This window comes from Candidatus Binatia bacterium, from assembly GCA_029243485.1.
Taxonomy (GTDB): domain Bacteria; phylum Desulfobacterota; class Binatia; order UBA12015; family UBA12015; genus VGTG01.
This window is the reverse complement of record JAQWRY010000071.1, coordinates 46,994-65,917: the sequence shown is the minus strand read 5'-3', so window position 1 is coordinate 65,917 and position 18,924 is coordinate 46,994. Positions and strand designations below refer to the sequence as shown.

Here is an 18,924-nt window from a genome sequence, read left to right as displayed (position 1 = left end):
CAGCTCGAGAAGACGTGCCCGAGGTACAGGCGGGTCCTGCGATGCGAGGGTCTGATCCCCGCAGACGACCCGGAGTTCCGGTACGTGCCGAACCGCGCACTACGCACGCGAGATGGTCGCTGGCGCTTCCCCGCGGGCGACCGAACGCGGACGGACGGGCACCATCTCGTACCGTGGTCGCAGGACGGGTCGACTATGGAATAGCGGTGGAAACGTTGGTCCACGGTCGGATGAGACGTGGGGGCGTTTCCGCGCAAACACCCCAGCGACGGAGCGCGCGAACGTCGACGGCGCGCTTCGTAAAATCGGCTCGAGGGCGCAGACTCCGGGCCTACTGCACGAAGATCTGCGTGACGAAATACTTGCCGTCGGCCACGCGTGCGACGCCGACTCCCGTCTCCGTGAAGTGCCCCAGCATGTTCTTGCGATGCTTGTCGCTCCCGAGCCACTGCTTCACCGACGCCGATGCGACCTCGGACGCCTCGCGCGGCTGCGCCGAGACGTTCTCGGCTCCTCTCTTCGACCCGGAGAGCGAAACCGCCCCGCGCATCCGAATGTCGAACCCGGCATGACCGACCGGCACCCGCCCGACCGCCATCATGTCGCTATGCTCGCGCGCGAGGACGGCGAGATGCCCGTTCCACTCGAGCAGCGCCTCACCCGCGGCCTCACGCTGCGCATTCACGGCCCGAAAGACGTCGACTTCGACGACCTGCGACTCCGAAGTGGGTTTTGGCGCAGCCGGACCGCCCGTCGGCTCAGGCTTCGTCGCCCCGCAGCCGACGACCGCGGACAAGAGAACGGCGATCACGACGCGGTGAATCGTGTTGGTCATCGTCCGAGTCGACTATCCCGCGCTGCTGCCGATAGCGAGCGGCACTGCGGCCAGGCCCTGTCTTCGCGCCGCGCGAATCAAGCGTTCGTCGAAGCAGCCGGGCACCGGAGCTCTCCTACGCAGAGCATACGGCGAACGCGGGCAGCACCGGGCCACGGGTTCGCGCTCGCTCACTCGTCCTGCGACACGTACCCTTCCCCCATGCCCTCCCGACGAAATCGACTCGCCGCGATTGCCGCGACGATGTGGCTCGCGACGACCGGCCTCGCCTGCGGCGGGGGTGACGACGGCTGCGACGGCTTCGTCACGATTAACGCTCGACCCGAGGAGTGCGAGATCCGCGCCGAACGGTTCGGCTGCTCGACCTTCGAGGTCGACGGCCCCTCGTGCGGGCTCTTCGGATGCATCCGCTGCGAGAGCGAGCCCGCGTCCTAGAGACCTTGGCCAGCGATTGATTTCCGAGGCCAAGTCGGGGATCAGATATTCATGGCCGCCACCGCTACAGCGGAGCACACCGCCCCGACCGACGTGAAGCTCCCACTGAACCTCACGAGCCGCGAGTTCGTCGACGACAAGTACCGCCACTACGAGTGGATCCGAGAGAACGCACCGGTCTGCCCCGCGCGGATCAGCGTCGTCCGATTCCATCTGCTGTCGCGGTACGAGGACTGCGTGCAACTCACGAAGGATCCGCGTTTCTTTCGCAACCGCACGAACGCCACGGGTGGAAGTCGGTTCCCGGTTCCTCTGCCCAAATCGATCCAACTCGTCGCACAGAGCATGATCACCGAGGACGCCCCCGAGCACCGGCGCCTCCGCACTCTCGTGAATCAGGCCTTCAAGCCCGGGGCGATCTCCCGAATCGAAGGTCAGATCGATGCACTCACGCATGAACTCCTCGACGCTGCCGAGAAGCAGGGCGAAGTCGATCTCATGCAGGCCTACGCCCTGCCCATCCCAATCACGGTGATCCGCGGCCTTCTCGGCGTCCCCGAAGACGACATGCCGAGATTCCGAGACACCATGAAGGCGCTGTCGGACGGACTCACGGGATGGCGCGTTCTGCGCACGATGATCTGGGACATGCCGCGGACGATCGGGTTCACGCGCGAGATGATCGAGCGCAAACGCTCCGACCCGCAGGACGACATCCTCACGAGCCTGATTCACGCCGAGGAGGAAGGCGACCGACTGACCGAAGATGAACTCGTCGCGATGTGCTTGCTCCTCATCATCGCCGGATACGAGACGACGTCGCACCTGATCACGAACGCGGTGCTCACGCTTCTACAGCATCCCGATCAGCTGGAGCGACTTCGTGCCGACCCCAGCCTGATGGGCACAGCCGTAGAGGAGATCCAGCGTTTTCGCGGCCCGGTGCACAGCTCCAAACCCACCTATGCCGCGGAGGACGTCACGTGGCACGGCGTGACGATCAAGAAGGGGACCGGTGTCCTGCCGGTGTACGCCGCCGCCAACCACGACCCGGACGCGTTCGACGACCCCCAGACTTTCGACATCGCGCGCGACCCCAACCACCATCTCGGCTTCGGACACGGCACCCACTTCTGCCTCGGCGCCCAGCTCGCCCGCCTCGAGACCCAGATCGCGCTCCGAAACCTGCTCGAGCGCAACCCGAACCTTCGCCTCGCGGTAGATCCCGGCCGGCTTCGCCTGCAAGCCCTCCCCGGATGGCATCGCTACGAGAGCCTTCCGGTCGCCTTGGGCTAGCGCAGCACGACGTCGCGACAATTCCACCGATTCTGCGCGGATAGAACGAAAGGAACGAACATGCCCTCGGTCTCCCCGAACGATGGCCCGGTCGCCGTCACCGGCGCCTCCGGCTTCATCGGCTCCCACGTCGTCGCGACGCTTCTCCGGCGCGGCTACCAAGTCCGCGCCTGCATCACGGATCCGACCAATCCCGAGAAAGCGGACCACGTTCTCGCTATGAACGACGCGGGGCATCCGGGCCGCGTCGCTCTCCACAAGGCGAACCTCCTCGAAGAGAGCAGCTACGACGAGCCCTTCTCCGGGTGCTCCGCCATCCTCCACGTGGGCACCGCGATGGCTTACGGCGGCGCAAACAATCCGCAGCAGGTGTACGACGGCGCCGTCAACGGCACCAAAAACGTCATGCGGTCGGCCCGAAAAACCGACCTCAAGCGCTTCGTCTACACGAGCTCGTTCGCCGCGATCATGAACCCCAGGCCGCCGGGCTATCAGTACACCGAGGCGGACTGGGCGTCAGACAATCGCGAGAACGACCCCAACTGGAGCCTCGAGAACCTGAACGACAAGGGCGAGACCGGCTACGCGATGGCGAAGGTGGAGACCGAGCGCATCGTCTACCGCATCGCCGAAGAGGACGGGCGGTTCGAGTCCGTATCGATCAATCCGATCGTCGTTCTCGGTCCGCTTCTCGGCAAGGCGCACGACCTCGTGTTCTCCTGGCAGTGGTTCCTCGGTCGCATGCTGCGCGGCAAGGATTGCGAGCGCGGCTGGCAGCATCTCTGGAACGTAGTCGACGTGCGCGACGTTGCAGAAGCTCACGTGCTCGCCATCGAAAGCGACGCGTGTCGCAACGGCGACCGCTACCAGCTCTCGGCAACCGACGAGTCCGGCGAGATCGACTGCAACCGTCTCCAGGCGCATCTCGCGAAGTCATTCCCACAGATCGATGTGGGAGGCGCGCCTGCAGCCATGGCGAAGATGATCGAGAAGTACGGGAAGGTCTACGACGCGCCGCGCGCGCACTGCGACAAGGCACGCACGAACCTCGGTCTAAAAACCCATCCCATCGAAGACACGCTGCGCGAGACCGGTCGAACCCTGATCGACCTCGGCCTCATCGAACCCAAGCTCAAGTGAGGCGACGTCGCGAGGCGCGCCGCGTCGCCACGAGTGACGTCATTCGACCTCGAACTCGACTCCCGCATCGCGCAGCCGGCCGAGGACCGCGACGCCCACGCCGGTCGCCGGAGTGACCGCGCCGTAGATCTCCGGCAGCTGCTCTTGGTCGAACGCCAGGGCGAGCCCCGCCTCGGCGATCATCCGCGCCGTCGAGCGATACCCCGGGTGTCCCTTCGCCCGCAGGGAGACGAACACCTCTTCCCCCGCCGGGCCGAGACCTCGCGCACGGAGGCCGTAGTCCGTCTCCGCCAAGGCTTTTTCGCTCGGGCCCTCGCCCGATTTCGGCCCGACACGGTCGAGAACTCCGAGGACCCCCTGGCGCAGCCAGTTGCCTCCGGCGAGCACCCCCGACATGCCCCGGATGGCGAGACACAGCATCTCGGCCGCGACGCGATGCCCCGCCGAGGGACCGACGAGCGTTCCCTCGCGATAGGCGAATTCGTCTCCGTACGGCGCCCCCGCTTCCGCGAACAACGCGGCACTCCGCAGGACGATCGGAGGATTGATGAACGGCGCGGGAAAGACCGGCCCGATGTACCCGCCGAGCTCGTCGTCGTGCCAAGGCGCGACGACGATCGGACTGCGGTCGCGCACCGCCGTCGCTTCCGCGTCGCCTGCGATGAGCGCCGCCGGGTCGTCCGCACCTTCTTCCGGCCCCTCGCGGAGGGCCTCGCGTAGCGTGTTCACGGTCCCACCGCTCAGCATGTCACCGGCTCCCGTTCCCGACGGCACCGTCGCGTGCGCCACGATGTCGACGCGTCGACATCCGACCTGATGTCGCTCGCGCATCGTCTGTGCCGCGAGCAGCGTCACGAGATCGAACGGAAGCGCCTCGTATCCGGCAGTGAACACGAGCTTCACGCGACGTTCGGCGGCGCGCTCGTGGTAGGCGTCTACCATTCGCCGCACCCATGGGATCTCACCCGTGAGATCTACGTAGTGCGTTCCGTGGTCGACGCAGGCCCGAATGTAGAGTTCGCCGTATCGTGCGTACGGTCCCGCAAGGTGGATGAGAGCGCGGGTTCCTGCGACGAGCGCATCGACGGACTCCGGATCGGTGCTGTCCGCGACGACGATCGCGATGTCCTCGCGTCCCGGCGCGACGTCACGCAGTAGCGCTTCCAGCTTCCGGCGATCCCGCCCCGCGATAGCCCACCGCCCGAGCGCCGCGGGCGGCTTCTCGACCAGGTACCGGAGCGCCTCTCTACCCGTAAATCCAGTGGCGCCGAAGAGAGTGAAATCATAGCGGTCATCCGACATATGCATGGATGTAGCCTTGCAGACTGCGGCGGGCGACCCGCGCCCCGCCTGGAAGGGCTCCGAGGCTACCGCCTATCGGTTGACGTGCCAGGGGTCCGCGGACAATTCTGGACTCGACACCCCGGATCAGGAACGGTTCAGTTGACCATGCACGACGACGAGGCGGCCGCGCCGGAACCGGTGCCTTCCGAGGCTCGCCGACGCCCCCGGCGCATTCACGTGGTGCGCTGGCTCATCCTCGGGCTTTTGGTCACCGCCGGCTACTGGATCGCGTCGTATAGCGTGCGCCCCGCGGCGCAATCGTGGCTGTCGCGCACTCTTGGCTCCCCCGTGAAAGTCGTCCGCGTCGGCTTCGACCCGATCGACGCCGTCATCACCCTCGAAGGCCTCGTCACCCGCCTTCCCTCGGAAGGGAACGCCCTAGGCCCTCCGATCGTCGCCGAGCGCGCCCGCATCGACCTGCAGTGGTTCCCTCTGGTACACAAGCGTCTCCAGGTCCGCGAGTTCACGCTCGAGGGCGCAGTGATCACACTGGACGAGGCGCCCAATCTCGTGCCGAGTCTCGAAACGCTCGGCGCGCCCGCGAGGCCGAAGACCCTTCCCGACGGATGGACGGTGCAAGTGGACCGGGTCGCTCTGCGGGACAGCACCCTGAAACTGCGCTCACTCAGCACTGGGACCGAGCCTCTGACAATCTCCGTGCACGAAGCGGAAGTCACCGCCATGCGCCGGCGGACGAGCCAGTTGGGCGCCGCCAAGAACTTGAAGCTCGACGCCAGCTTCGAAGGCGGCAACCTTCGCGCCGAAGGCCACTACTCTCTGCGCGACGATGGACTTGCCGTGATGGCCGACGTCCGCGCTTCGGATGTCCCCGTCGACCGCGTCCTCCAGCATCTCCCGCAAATCGACAACGACTCTCTGTCAGGTCGGCTCGAAGCGGAAATGCGGTACGTGCTCGAGCCCGACCACCGCAACATGCTCACCGGGTGGGCGCGCATGCGCGACGCGAAGATCCACCTGCCCGGGGCCGAAGAGCCCTCCGCCGAAGTCCGCAACGCCATCGCCGACATCGCGGCACTCGATCTTCGGCGGCGCCGCGTGCACGTCCGATCGCTCGTCCTACGGGGAACAACACTGCAGCCGGAATCGCAGCTCGGCGCCACGATACTCTCCTCGTTGAAGGACGAACGCCGCGGCCGGACCCTGCGCGGACGAAAGAACGCCCCCACGGTTCCGGCATGGCGTTGGTCCGTCGATCGCTTCGACGCAACGGGCGCACAGCTGCGGGTTCCGGGGCCGGCCGACGAAGAGTTCGACGTCGTCGCAACGATCCGCGGTGAGAACCTAGGCCCGCGCTCCCACTGGTCGCCGGTGCATGCTACCTTCCGGCACGGACTCGGGAGCGCCGAGTTCGTCGGCTCCGTGCGCACCTCCTACGAGGAGCCGCGCCTCGAGGGCCAACTGTCGGCGAAGGAGGTCGACCTCCCCGCGTTCGCACACGAAGTCGGTCTCAACGGCGCGAATCTCATCCGAAGCGGACGCATCTCCGCGAACGTCGACGTGCTTCTCGAACCGGGCTCCGCCGGCTTCGGACTGAACGGGATCATCTCCGTGATCGGCCCGTCGGTCGTCGGCCGCCCTCCGGAGCCGCCACCAAAACCGGAGACGGCAACCGGAGCACACGAGGCCGGAGCCCCGGCCCCCGTCGCTCCGGCAGTTCCCGTTCGATCGGAATTCCAGAACGCGATCGGCCCGCGACTCGGCCTGCCGGGCGAAGAGGAGGTCGACCTTCTCGAGACCTTCGCACTCGGCGCGGCGCGGATCGACATTGCCGTGAACACACCGGCTCCCGAGAAGCGCACGCGCGGCCCACAGCCGGAGCGCCTCTGGCACTTCGACGCGACGCTGACCCGACCGTATCTCCACGTCGCGCGCGATGAAGACGGCTGGGTCCTCCCGTCGCTCGGAGCGCCGGAAGAGGAAAAACTCGAGGCATCCGCGGACACGAATGCCGACGCAGGTGCGCTCGCCGCAGCCGGGAACGCCGCGACGCGGCCGTCGCCCGTCCCACTCTCCGAGCTCCTCCGCCCCGTCACGATCGGGCGCCTCGCCGTCGTTTCCGGCCACATACGCCTCACCGATGAATCCGCGGAGCCGCCGCTCGTGATCGATGTGGATGAGATCAGTGGCACCGCCACCGAGTTGGAACCGTCTCCGTTCGAGGCGCAGGAACTCTTCCTGCAAGGCTACGGAGCCGACCTGGGCCTCCTGGAGATCCGGGGCAACGAAGCGACCGAATGGAACGGCCTCGAAGTCGCCGGTGAGGAGATCCCGTTGTACCTCGCCGGGCCCTACCTGGAGCGGCTCGGCGTGCCCTACCGTTTCAGCGGTGGGATGGGTTCCTTCGTGTCGGAACTCCGACACGAGCCCGACGGCTGGACGGCCGACACTCTGCTCGTACTGAACCAACCCGACGTCGATCGGTGGACCGAGGCGACCGTTCCCCACGACAAGCTCGGAATGCCCCTCGCTTCGGCGTTCCGACTTCTGCGCGATCAGAACGGCGACGTCCGCATCCGCGTCCCCAGCCTCGCCAATCTCGAAGAGCAGTTTGACGTCGCGGTCTACGACGCGATTCAGGGCGCGCACCAGGCGCCGAGCTCCGGCGGTGCATTGACCCCGACGACGGTGGGCTTCGCGCCGGGCCAGAGTGACCTCAAGCCGGTATCGCGATCCCGACTCCGGTCGATCGCGCGACTCGTCGCGTCGCAGCCTCGGCTGCGCATAGAACTCGCCGCACCCATGTCGCTTCAGGACCTCCGCTGGTTCCGCGAACGAGCCGTGCTCACGAGTCTGGACGAACGGGGTGGGTTGATGGGCGCCCTGCGCCTGCTCGGCGCCACCGACGAGAAAGAGCGGATCCGGCGCGCGCTCCAAGCACGGGTAGGAGGGAAATCCTGGTACCTCGAGTCCTACGAGGAGGAAGTCCTACAGGAGCTGCTCTCGCAGCAACCGCCCGCCAGTCCGCGCGACATACGCGCCTTGGCCGGCCGTCGGCTCTCCGCAATCGAGAAGCTGTTTTTGCAAGAAGGCATCCCGTACGGCCGACTCGCCCGTCGCGAAGTCACGGGCGACGGACGGACGACGCTCGCCGCAGTTCTCGTCACTGTGCGGGCTCCGGCCCGACCGACCGTGACACGAAGCTTGCCTGCACCGGACGACGACGTATGAGCCAGAGGCCCCACCCGTGCTGAGACGGATCTTCCGCTTCTTCTTCTGGACCGTGACGCTCACCGTCGTCGCGGCCGGGCTCGTCGCCTTCGTACTCTGGAGAGAACTCTCGCAGGACCTTCCCCCCGTGGAAGAGCTTCTGCGGTACCGACCTCCGGCGGCGACCCTGGTCTACGCCGCCGACGGCAGCCTCATCGGCGAGTTCTTCGAGGAACGACGCTACCCCGTGTCGATCTTCGAGGTCCCGCGCCATGTGAAGGACGCGTTCCTCGCCGCGGAAGACACCGAGTTCCACGCGCATCGCGGCGTCGACTTCCAGGCCATGGTGCGCGCGTTCCTCGCCAACTGGCAACGCGACACGATCGTTCAGGGAGCAAGCACGATCACGCAACAGGTGGTGAAGCAGCTCCTGCTCTCGCCGGAGCGCAGCTACGAGCGGAAACTCAAAGAGATCATTCTCGCGACGCAGTTGGAGTCCAAACTGCGCAAGGAAAAGATCCTCGAGCTCTACCTAAACGAGATCTACTTCGGTGCCGGCTCCTACGGCATCGTCGCGGCCTCCGAGACCTACTTCGGTGTCGGAGTGCAGGACCTGACAATCGCGCAGTCCGCGCTCCTCGCCGGGCTCGCGAAAGCGCCGAGTCGTTACAACCCGCAGACCAACCCCGAGAGGGCTATCGAGCGCCAACGCTACGTATTGCGACGCATGCTCGATGAAGACCTGATCACCCCCGAGGAGTTCCGCGAGGCGACGGCGGAGCCCTCTACCTTCGACGGCTACCGAATCGGTACGTACTCAATCGCGCCCTGGTACGTCGAACACGTGCGCCGGCTTCTCGAGGCGCACTTCGGCGCGAACTTCACGAGTCGCGGACTGCGCGTGCACACAGCAATGGACCCCGCGATGCAGGCAGCCGCGGTGAGCACGCTGCACACCGGCCTCGGCGACATCGAGCGCCGCTACCGACTGCGCGTCACCCTCGACCGCCTCAAACCGGACGAGTTCGAGGCGTACCTCAACCGCCAGCGAGGAACGCACCCGCTCGGCAACCCGCAGAACGCGATCGTGACTGCCGTCGTGACCAAAGGAGAAGAAGCCGGACTCCGCCTGCAGACGCCGTGGGAAAAGGGGGGCGTGGACAGCGAGAACCTGGTGGCGGCGCGCGGCAAGTTGAAGCCGGGCTTCTTCCGTCCTGGAGACGCAATCGCCGTGGATCCGATCGGCCGAGCCGAGGACGGAACGGCTCGGTTTGCGCTCGACCCCGACCCCCAGGTCGAAGGAGCTCTCGTCTCGATCGAACCCGACACTGGGCTCGTGAAAGCAATGGTCGGCGGCGTCGACTACGCACGCAGCCAGTTCAACCGCGCGGTTCTCGCCCAGCGTCAGCCGGGCTCGATCTTCAAACCGTTCGTATTCGCCGCCGCGATCGACCAAGGCTTCAGCCCCGACTCGATATTCATGGACGCACCGATCTCGCTCCCCAACGGCGCGCGCGGCCTCTGGAGCCCGAGGAACTTCGGCGACAAATACTACGGCGCCGTGCCGCTCCGGAAGGCGCTCGCGAAGTCACTGAACTCGGTGACCGTGCGCCTCGTCGGGAATCTCGGAATCGACCCGCTGCGCGACTACCTCGACATCTTCGGCTTCCAGGCGCGCTTCGCGCGGCACGCGTCGATCGTCCTGGGAAGTAGTGAGGTCACGCCTCTCGAGTTGGCTCGCGCCTACGGCGTGTTCGCGACCGAAGGCCGCCGGTTCGAACCGATCTTCATCACCGGCATCACCGATTCCGACGGCAACCCCATCGACTTCCCGGGCGCGCACGCGCGATTCCTGCCCGTGATGCAGCCCGAGACGGCGCGCACCATGACCGACATGCTCACGACGGTCGTCCAGGAGGGAACCGGCCGAGCCGCCAAGAAGCTCGAGCGCCCCGCCGCCGGCAAGACGGGTACGACGAACGATTCGAAGGACGTCTGGTTCGCGGGCTTCACCCCGGATCTCGTGACAGTCGTCTGGGTTGGATACGACGGCAGCCGCCCTCTTGGCAGGCGCGTGACCGGCGGCGGCGCCGCGGCGCCGCTGTGGACGAAATACATGGCACAGGTGCTCGAAGGTCGGGAGATCCGCGAGTTCACGCCGCCGGAACTGGCGCCGACGATGAGCGCGGACATCGAGCCGGCGACCGGAGCACCCACCGCGCCGCCGGTGCCCGCCAAGCAGCGTCCGACCCGAGACCGGCCTACCCAAGACCGCCCGCAGGCCTACCCCCCGACCGCGTAGACGCGATACGGCGGCGCACCCGCCGGGGCCGACGCGTAGTGGTGAATTCGCGTCACGGAGAGATTGGGAATCGAGAACGCGACCGAGGAGGTCGGGTTCAAATCGAGCGCGAGTCGCAGGGCCGCGATGATCGGCCCGAAGTGTGCGACGCAAACAACGTCCCGCCCTGGGTACTTCGCGTTGCCCGCGCGGATGAACTCGTGCACCCGCGCGCAGAGATCATCGAAGTGCTCCCCACCGGGGACGGTGTCCATCGGAGAGTTCGGCCAGAAGCCGACGAACGGATCCGTCCGCGCCGCCGCGTGCTCGTCGTGCCGACGGCCGTGCAGATCTCCGAAATCCTGTTCGCCGATTCTATTGGACGGCTGCAACTCCGGGATGGGGTATCCCTGGTCCGCGATCGCCTGCGCGGTCTGGTGCGTCCTCTTGAGGTGACTCACGTGCCACACGGCGTCTTTTGGGAGCCGCTCGGCGAGCGACGCGAAGGTGTCGCTGTCCGACGTGTCGCAGTCGACATCGCGGTTCCCGTAGATCTCGTGGCGGAGGTGCGGCACCGGCGCGTGCCGGACCCACCACCAGCGGGTGGCCGCTTCGTCGGGGAGGCGAGAGCTCGAGCGGGCGATCTTCGGCTTCATGGACACGCGAAGTCGCTCTGGAATTCGAGGTAGCGAAGCATGAGTTCATGCTCGCACGGGCCGCCGAGGGATTGAATGGATTGCGGTTCCATGAGCGTGGAGCCGCTGAACCCTGTGTCCCTGGTGGTGCACTAGCGACCGCGTGAGCCTTCGGTGAACCGGTTGATGACCGTCGGTTGCGACGTCATCCAGATTTCCTTCTCCTCCTGTGCGGCCACGCCGAGCCAGTAGCCGATGAAGCCGTAGAGAACGAACGATCCCTGGTCGGCCCACTGTCCGAGTGCGTCCAGCAGCGACAGACCGATCGGCGTATCGACGTCCGGCAGGCTCTCGACCTGTGCCTTCAACCGGTCCGCCCGCTGTCCGGAGAAGAGATATAGTCGCACGACGCTCTGGAACTGCTCTCGACTCTCTTCATCGTCGACGAATCGGTCTTCAGGAAGGTCGAGGAACTGCACGAACTCGGGACGATCGATGATGCGGATGCAGCGGCTGCTGTCGTCGAAGATTGCTCCCGGCTGTCCCGTCGACTCGTCGATCTCGTGACTGAACGTGCCTTCGACGTCGTAGACGGAGAAGCCCGTGAATCGCCGCTTCGAGCGCTCGAGAGAGCCCACGAGCGCGTCGTACCCGGAGAGCTTGCCGGGCAGGACGCTCAGGATGCGTTTCTTCACTTCCGGACTCGCATTCTGGAAATGAGCGAGAATGCGATCGGGGAAGAGCGAGTTCAGGAGCGTCGCGCGGACGAGCGAGCTGTCGGCGTACTTCTTCGGGAGGTAGATCTCGGTTACGATCGCTGCCTCACCGAGCTGAACGTCGAACCAACGGCGATCCGCATCGTCTGCAAGGCTCATTTAGACCTCCTGGGTTCCGTCCGACGGCTCCAACAACTCGATTCGGTTCCCGAACGGGTCCGTCACATATACGCGCCGGAACCCAACGAGCCGGTCGTCCCACACGACCGATCCTCCGGCATCGGTGAGTCTATCTGCGAGATCGTCCAAACCCGTGACGAGGAGCCCCGGATGGGCCTTCTTCGCGGCGGTGAACTTCGCGTCGACCCCCAGGTGAACCCGCAGGGCTCCAGACTCGAACCAGGCCCCGGCAGCATCCAACCCCGGTGGTTTGGGTAGGTGCGGAATTCCGAGGAGGCCCTCGTAGAAGCGGATCGCTTCCGCCTCGCGCCCCCGCGGCATGGCGAGCTGAATGTGATGAAGTTCTTCGACTCGGCCCAGCATAAGTCACCTCCTGTCTCTGTCTACGTCCGACCGCGCCCCCGAGACAAGCGCGTCTGCCGCCAGTGTCTCCACGAGCGGCGAAGGAGGTCTGCGACATTCAGCGCAAGACACGACGCCGTTTTCCGGCGGAAGAGAAGACCCGAATCGTCCTCGAAGGACTGCCCGACGAGGCGAGCAATTCGCTGAGTGAGATCTCGCCTCGAAGCTCGACCGAGAATCGCGCATGCCCGCGAGCGGAGACCCAACACGCGGGTGTAATTCAGTGGGAGAATGTCCCCCGAATTCTGAAAACCGGGAACCCGCCGGGAACCCCCTCAGTCAGGCGCTCTCGGGTGACTCAGAGGTCGAACGAAAAACCCTTTAGGGACAAGAGAGAGCGGGTGACCGGGATCGAACCGGCGACGTCCAGCTTGGGAAGCTGACATTCTACCACTGAATTACACCCGCGTGGTTCACCCGCTCTTAATCACACCGCCTCCGCCGGTCAACTTGGTCGAGCCGGCGCCCGATTGTTGCAGGATCTCGGACGGGCCCGGCAGGGAACGCCCTAGCGAGTCGCTTCGGGTCCGCCACGCCCGGCCAGACCCTTCTGTACGACGGAGGCGGCGAGCTTCTTTTCGCCGGCGGCATTACCGCGGGACGCGGCCACGAGGGCGACCACACAGTCCTGAGAGCGAGGGCCGCCTGCAACCGGGAGGCTCGGCGAATTGTAGATCGGCGAGCCGACCTCGCCATTGGGCAGCATCGCGAACCCGGTTCAGTTCCGGTCGGGCTCGCTGACGTCGCAGTCTCGATGGCGAGCGCGCAGGCCGCGGCGAATGCTCCGAGCGGATCAAGATCCGGAGCCAGGCCGCCCACTCCCCGATGAATGCAAGGTGATTCCGATGATTCCGCGCCGCGGCGGGGCTTCGCCCGCAGCGGATCGCACGCTACGTTAGTGGGCGTGGCCGAAGGCATTGAAAACTCCTCGTCGTTTCTCCGGCGATTCTGGCCCGCTTCCCGGCGGGGATGGATCCTCGTCGGCATCGTCGGCTTCCTGCTCCTGGTCCGCATCACCCTTCCGACGATCGTGCAGAAGGTCATCGTCTCGCAGGGCAACGAATACCTCGAAGGAGAAGTCTCGGTCGGGGACGTCGACCTCTGGCTCCTCTCGGGGGCGGTGGCCCTCGAGGACGTCGCGCTCTGGCCCGACGGTGCGGCTCCCAAAGAGGGCGAGACGCCGAACGACACGGCGCTCGTGGCCTGGAAGCGCGCTTACGTCAACATCCGTTGGATGCCTCTCTTGAGCAAGATCGCGAACATCGAGGACTTCGAACTCGACGAGCTCAGCGTGAACGTCGCCCGGCTCCAGGACGGGACGCTGGTGATCCCCGACCTCCGCGACCTCCCCGAAGAAGAGGAAGAAGAACCCGAGGACGACTCCGAACCTTTCGGCGTCCTGATCGACCGGGCCGCTCTCTTGAGCGCGCGGCTGCGGGTCCGCGACGACGTCCCCGGCAAGCCGACCTACCGCGAACTGGAGCTTCCATCCGTTGAAGTGAAAGGGCTCGCGATCAACGACCCCGAAGCGACGGCTCCGGGACGCATCGTCGTGCAGGCCAGCCTCGGCGACGGCACGCTTCGCATCGATACCAACATCTCCGAGCGAGACGACGGCTTTCTCACCGAGGCTCAGATCGACATTGCGAATCTCCCTCTCGATCAGCTGCACGTCCACGAGCCCAGCTTGGGCTGGACCGGATCGAAGGGGCGGCTCGAAACATCGGTGCACCTGACCGTCGATCCCCAGGCGCGCATTCTCGTTTCGGGCAACGTTGCCGTTTCCGGCCTGAGCATCGACGTCCGCGGCGAGCAGAAGCCCGGACTCGCGTGGCGTCGACTCGGCGTGAAAATTGATCAGATCGACGTGGCGCAACAACGAGTCGACCTAGAGCTCATCTCGCTCGATGGCGCGAACGTCCTGCTCCGCCCGATGCAACAGCCTCCACTTCCCGTGATGCCGCCGGCGGCGATGATCGAGTCTGCGGACACGACCAATGCCGTGGGTCCGACGGACGAGGAACCGGCACCTGCCGCGACCGACGAGCCGGATACCCATGCGGTCGCGACAGCGGACGTCGTCGCGTCGACAGAGCCGTCGGCCGAGGCCACCTCAGAGATCACCGGAGCCGATCTCGAATCTACTGCTGTGGACGTCGGGGAGACGACTGCCGTCACATCGAACACCGCCGAACAGAGCGAAGGAATCGCGGTCGAACCTCCGGCCGGTCCCGCCGACGACGCCCCGCCCACGGATTGGACGATCGCGGTCGCGACCGTCGAGATCACCGACAGCGGCGCCGACATCGTCGCCGACAGGCGCCCGGGGCACGCGCACATCGGAAAGCTCACCGTCACCGGGATCGATGCGACTCCCACGACGTGGAAGGTGGGCTCGGTCGATCTCGTCGACGGCTCCGCGAAGGCCTCGCTCCGAACCGGCGACACGCACATCGAGATTCCGACACTCACGGTCACGGGCCTCACGAGCAACCCGGCCTCGCCACTCAAGATCGTCGGCCGGATCAAGGAAGATAGTGCCGTCATCGACGTCGACGCCGACGTCGTGCTCGAACCACAATCCGTGCAGGCAAAGCTCAATCTCGAGAACGTCGCCCTCGGGCGGTACGCGGATCTGAGCGGTATGTCACCCGTCCACATGCCGACCGGCACGTTGCAGGCGGCGCTCGCGATCGACGTCGCGGGCGACGACGCGAATCTCTCGGGCCAGATCGCCCTGGAGGACCTGCAAGTGCTCACGCAGGACGGCAAACAGGACTTCGCAGTCGCCTGGGAGACGCTGGCAATCGACATCCGGTCGTTCCACGCGAACGTCGCCGAACCCGAAGCGCCAATGAGCCTGGAGCTTGCCGATTTCCACCTGACCGGGCCGAAGATTCGCGCGACTCTGACCGCCGACGGCATCGTCTTGCCGACGGTTCGCGTGGACGCGGCCGCAGCCGGAGCACTCGCGGAGGACAGTGGTGCCCCGGCAGCGGGCGAACCGGAACTACAAGACGCTTCCGCCACCGAGACCGCCGACGCCGACCAACCGCACGATGCGGTGATCCGCAGCGGCCTCGTCGCCCAGACCGAGGCGGTCGGCGTCGACGAGATCGCGAAGTTCGCCGAACCCGCCGCCAACCTCCCGATCGGCCTCGTCGTCGATCGCCTCCGCATCCAGAACGGTGAGTTCCGTGTCGTCGACCGAGCGGTGAAGCCGACCTACCGCGGGAAAGTCACGGACTTCCATTTCGACATCTCCGGCGTCGCGCTTCCGGCCGACGTGCCGCCTTCGGAAACGGTCTTCGAGAAGATGTCGCTCGACCTGAGAGCGCCGGGCGATGCTCTCGTGAAGGTGCGCGCCGGAACCGCAGCGCAGGGCGTTCGCATCGACGCGAACGTCGAGAAGCTCCCCCTCTCCCAGTTCAACCCCTACGTACAGCAAGCCGCGGGATACACGGTGCTCGCAGGCGCCGCGACCGTGGAGTCCACGGTGTTGTGGGCGAAGGACCGCTACGATTCGGACACCGACATCACGCTGAGCGCGCTCGACGTAGGCAACGCCAAGGGCGGCTCACTCTTCAAGGACTACTTCGGAATCTCGATCTCCGCTGCCCTCGCGCTCCTGAGCGACATCACCGGGAAGATCGACCTGGGGATTCCGGTGAGCGGCACGACCGAGGGCACCGAGATCGGCATCGGCTCGGTCGTCGAGCAGGCCCTCACCAAGGCCATCTTGGGTGCGATCATGTCTCCGCTCAAGATGCTGGGCGCGATCACGATGATCGGCGGCAAAGTCGCCGAGATCACACCGTCACCGGTCTCCTTTCGTGCCGGCTCGGACGAGATCTCGAAGGACGCGCAGGACAAGGTCGAGCGCGTCAGCAGCGTCCTGTCGTCGTCCCCCGCAATCAAGATCGAGTTGGTCGGCCAAGCCGGTTCGGACGACGTCCGCGGGTTGAAGGAAGCCGCCGTCCTCGCCGCCCTCGCCGGCGAGAGCGGCTTCCTCGGGGGCCTGCGCAACCTCGCGAGTGGGGGTACCCGGAAGGCGATCCGAAAAGCGCTTCAAGACGACGACGTCGCCTCTCTCAACAAGGACGACGCGGCCGAGCTCGATGAAATGGTGGCCGAGAAGTCCGTGACCGACGCCGATCTCACCGCGCTCGCGAATCGGCGCGCCGAGCGCCTCTTCAAAATCTTCACGGAAGACGACGGCGTGCCGGCGGATCAAGTCTCGGTCGGCGAACCGATCGTCACCCGCGACGAAGACGGCTCCCAGGTCGCCGTAAATCTCCTCGCGCGAGCGTGAGGCCCGTGGCGTAAATTCCCACGATTGCGCGAGTCTCAGACAGCAATTTTTCTGAAAGCGAGATCGTAATCGGCTTCCGAAGTAGGGACGTTCTTTAGTCTCGGCGGTTTCTTTAATCGTCACTCTCGCCGCGCCTCGTCGGCGGAGCCTTCGGTGGTTCGTCTTGATCTCCCGCGGGCACGGGAGCTTCTCGTGGTTTCGGCCGGACGCGGGAGTCGGGGCCACCGGTGTTCACAAGGTCGCCTCCTTCTTGAGGCGGTACTCCCCATTTCCGGTCCAGAGGCTTACTGCGCGCATCAGCCCGCGCCTAGGCGTCAGGGCGGCCGAGTCGGGCCCGAACTACGAAACCCGAACGGCGATCTTCCCCTGAGCGCGGCCGGACGCGAGCTCTTCCACCGCCTCCACAGTCTGATCGAACTCGAATACGCGCCAAACCGGGACCTGCAGCGCTCCCTCGCGCCAGAACCGGAGCATCTCTTGCTGCGCCCGCGCCCGCACGTCGAATCCGAAGTGCGAGGGCATCACACCGACCACCGAATAATTCCCACCGACCATGTGTGCGGCGGAGGGACGCCCCCACTCTCCTTCCGCGAATCCGATCAAGAGAAGACGCCCCTCGGGGGCCATGACCGATGCGGCGGCCTTGTACGCCTCCCCTCCAACCGGATCGTACGCGACATCCGCACCACGACCGCCGGTTGCCTCCCGAACCCCTTCGGCGATGTCTTGTGTGCGATAGTCGATGACGACGTCGGCGCCGAGCTCACGACAGAACTTCACCTTCGCGGGACCACCAGCAGTCGCGATCACACGAGCGCCCATCGCCTTCCCGAGTTGCACGGCGGCAGAACCGGTCCCGCCGGCGGCACCGAGCACCAGAAGAGTCTCGCCCTTCTGCAACGCCCCGCGGCGCGACAACCCGGCCCACGCGGTGTGAAAGGGGATCACGAAGGCCGCCGCCTGCTCGGGCGGCATCTCGTCGGGAACGGACAAGGCGAAGTCGCCTTGCGCGAGGCACTCCTGCGCAAAACTCCCGCGACCGAGGTAGAACCCGGACACTGCCATCACCCGGTCTCCGACCTTTGCCTGCGCCCCCTCGCCGACCGCGAGGACCTTGCCCACCAGCTCCTGCCCGGGCGTGAAGGGATACGGCGGAGTCAGCGGATACGAACCGCGGCACATGAGCACATCCGGCAGACCGACGCCCGCGGCCTCGACCCGAACGTGCAGCATGCCCGGCACCAGCTCGGGCGGATCAACGTCTTCGAGGGAGAGCACTTCACGCGGCTCCCCCGCCTTCCCAACTTGCCAGGCACGCATGCTCGGACCTTAGATCAATCGGCCTTCGGTTCGCGAATCAATCCTTCTTGCGTGACCGAAGCGATGCGGATGCCGGCCTGGGAGTACATCGCACCGCGCGTGAGCCCACGCGCGCCGTGCGCCGCCGGACTTTCAGCCGCGTACAGGATCCAGCCCTCAAAGAGCTCGGGACGATGCAGATGCATCGCGTGGTCGAGACTCGCGCCCACCATACGACCCATGACAAGGCCATGTGGCAATCCGGCGGTGCTCAGCAGCGTTCGGTCGCTCGCGTACACGAACATAGCGGCGTGCAGGATCGGATCGTCGGGCACCACACCGTTTGGGCGCATCCAGATCCGCCTTCGTGCGATGCGCGGCACTCCCGGCCTGAACTCGTCGTCCGGATCGCACGGCCGCACTTCCAAAGCGGCCTGACCACCGCGGACGCCCATTCGCTCTTCGCGTAGGTCCTCCCAGTCCGGGAGATCATCGGGGGGCGGTACGTCAGGGATCGGGTCTTGATGCGAGATCCCCCCCTCGGGCTTCGTGAAGCTTGCCGACAAATTGAAGATCGCCTCGCCGTTCTGCAGCGCAACCACCCGGCGGGTGGTGTAGGTGCGCCCGTCGCGAATGCGATCGACGACGTAGCGAATCGGCTTGCCGTACGACCCCGGCCGAAGGAAGTACGCGTGCAGCGAATGCAGGTGCGAGTCTTCCACCGTGCGCCCCGCCGCAACGGTTGCCTGCGCCGCAACGAATCCACCGAAGAGACGCCCCTCACCCTTTGCCTGCTTGCCGAGGAAGAGGTCGGAGTCGAGAGCCTCGACCTCCAGGCGACCGATCAGAGCCGAGATCGGCGACCGCTCGGAGTCAGACAA

13 protein-coding genes and 1 tRNA gene are annotated in these 18,924 nt (G+C 66.1%); 6 read left to right on the top strand and 8 right to left on the bottom strand.

Features of this window, described 5'->3' with window-relative positions; translation table 11 throughout:
- Positions 1-331: 331 nt before the first annotated feature.
- Entirely contained in the window at positions 332-835 is a 504-nt protein-coding gene (locus P8R42_20015; protein ID MDG2306884.1) for a CAP domain-containing protein, read from the bottom strand.
- Positions 836-1,036: 201 nt separating this feature from the next.
- Between P8R42_20015 and P8R42_20010 the strand changes: the two genes are divergently transcribed.
- Genes P8R42_20010 through P8R42_20000 form a run of 3 tightly spaced genes read left to right on the top strand, consistent with a single transcriptional unit; the run spans position 1,037 to position 3,706 of the window.
- Entirely contained in the window at positions 1,037-1,270 is a 234-nt protein-coding gene (locus tag P8R42_20010) for a hypothetical protein (protein MDG2306883.1), read from the top strand.
- A 51-nt stretch (positions 1,271-1,321) separates the two neighbouring features.
- Positions 1,322-2,566, top strand: coding sequence for a cytochrome P450 (locus P8R42_20005; protein ID MDG2306882.1), 1,245 nt, complete (start codon positions 1,322-1,324; stop codon positions 2,564-2,566).
- 60 nt (positions 2,567-2,626) lie between these two features.
- Complete coding sequence (locus P8R42_20000; GenBank protein MDG2306881.1) at positions 2,627-3,706, top strand: NAD-dependent epimerase/dehydratase family protein; 1,080 nt, start codon at positions 2,627-2,629, stop codon at positions 3,704-3,706.
- Positions 3,707-3,745: 39 nt separating this feature from the next.
- Here the strand turns inward: P8R42_20000 and P8R42_19995 are convergent, their stop codons facing one another.
- Positions 3,746-5,008 carry a saccharopine dehydrogenase NADP-binding domain-containing protein gene (locus P8R42_19995; protein MDG2306880.1) on the bottom strand — a complete coding sequence of 421 codons (1,263 nt, stop codon included), beginning with the start codon at positions 5,006-5,008 and terminating at the stop codon, positions 3,746-3,748.
- A 147-nt stretch (positions 5,009-5,155) separates the two neighbouring features.
- On the opposite strand from P8R42_19995, the gene P8R42_19990 reads away from it, so the two are divergent.
- Positions 5,156-8,239, top strand: a complete 3,084-nt coding sequence (locus tag P8R42_19990; protein MDG2306879.1) for a DUF748 domain-containing protein — start codon at positions 5,156-5,158, stop codon at positions 8,237-8,239.
- Between the two features lie 16 nt (positions 8,240-8,255).
- On the top strand, positions 8,256-10,520 hold the full coding sequence (locus P8R42_19985; GenBank protein MDG2306878.1) for a PBP1A family penicillin-binding protein: 2,265 nt from the start codon (positions 8,256-8,258) through the stop codon (positions 10,518-10,520).
- Here P8R42_19985 and P8R42_19980 read toward each other — a convergent pair.
- The 4 genes from P8R42_19980 to P8R42_19965 all read right to left on the bottom strand — a co-directional run bounded on the left by P8R42_19980 (position 10,502) and on the right by P8R42_19965 (position 12,840).
- The gene (locus tag P8R42_19980) at positions 10,502-11,155 is read right to left on the bottom strand and encodes a histidine phosphatase family protein (GenBank protein MDG2306877.1); all 654 of its coding nucleotides are present in this window, start codon (positions 11,153-11,155) and stop codon (positions 10,502-10,504) included. The genes P8R42_19985 and P8R42_19980 overlap by 19 nt on opposite strands.
- 131 nt (positions 11,156-11,286) lie before the next feature.
- Positions 11,287-12,009, bottom strand: a complete 723-nt coding sequence (locus tag P8R42_19975) for a hypothetical protein (protein MDG2306876.1) — start codon at positions 12,007-12,009, stop codon at positions 11,287-11,289.
- Positions 12,010-12,393 (bottom strand): VOC family protein, encoded by a 384-nt coding sequence (locus tag P8R42_19970; GenBank protein MDG2306875.1) that lies wholly within the window; start codon positions 12,391-12,393, stop codon positions 12,010-12,012.
- 375 nt (positions 12,394-12,768) lie between these two features.
- Positions 12,769-12,840, bottom strand: a tRNA-Gly gene (locus tag P8R42_19965).
- A gap of 496 nt (positions 12,841-13,336) precedes the next feature.
- Here P8R42_19965 and P8R42_19960 point away from each other — a divergent pair.
- Positions 13,337-16,744 (top strand): DUF748 domain-containing protein, encoded by a 3,408-nt coding sequence (locus P8R42_19960; protein MDG2306874.1) that lies wholly within the window; start codon positions 13,337-13,339, stop codon positions 16,742-16,744.
- A gap of 339 nt (positions 16,745-17,083) precedes the next feature.
- Here the strand turns inward: P8R42_19960 and P8R42_19955 are convergent, their stop codons facing one another.
- Positions 17,084-18,064, bottom strand: a complete 981-nt coding sequence (locus tag P8R42_19955) for an NADPH:quinone oxidoreductase family protein (protein MDG2306873.1) — start codon at positions 18,062-18,064, stop codon at positions 17,084-17,086.
- A gap of 14 nt (positions 18,065-18,078) precedes the next feature.
- On the bottom strand, positions 18,079-18,924 hold the full coding sequence (locus P8R42_19950) for a thioesterase family protein (GenBank protein ID MDG2306872.1): 846 nt from the start codon (positions 18,922-18,924) through the stop codon (positions 18,079-18,081).

Coding starts and splice junctions, on each gene's coding strand:
- P8R42_20015 (MDG2306884.1), bottom strand. CDS start 835: ATGACCAACACGATTCACCGCGTCGTGATCGCCGTTCTCTTGTCCGCG.
- P8R42_20010 (MDG2306883.1), top strand. CDS start 1,037: ATGCCCTCCCGACGAAATCGACTCGCCGCGATTGCCGCGACGATGTGG.
- P8R42_20005 (MDG2306882.1), top strand. CDS start 1,322: ATGGCCGCCACCGCTACAGCGGAGCACACCGCCCCGACCGACGTGAAG.
- P8R42_20000 (MDG2306881.1), top strand. CDS start 2,627: ATGCCCTCGGTCTCCCCGAACGATGGCCCGGTCGCCGTCACCGGCGCC.
- P8R42_19995 (MDG2306880.1), bottom strand. CDS start 5,008: ATGTCGGATGACCGCTATGATTTCACTCTCTTCGGCGCCACTGGATTT.
- P8R42_19990 (MDG2306879.1), top strand. CDS start 5,156: ATGCACGACGACGAGGCGGCCGCGCCGGAACCGGTGCCTTCCGAGGCT.
- P8R42_19980 (MDG2306877.1), bottom strand. CDS start 11,155: ATGAAGCCGAAGATCGCCCGCTCGAGCTCTCGCCTCCCCGACGAAGCG.
- P8R42_19975 (MDG2306876.1), bottom strand. CDS start 12,009: ATGAGCCTTGCAGACGATGCGGATCGCCGTTGGTTCGACGTTCAGCTC.
- P8R42_19970 (MDG2306875.1), bottom strand. CDS start 12,393: ATGCTGGGCCGAGTCGAAGAACTTCATCACATTCAGCTCGCCATGCCG.
- P8R42_19955 (MDG2306873.1), bottom strand. CDS start 18,064: ATGCGTGCCTGGCAAGTTGGGAAGGCGGGGGAGCCGCGTGAAGTGCTC.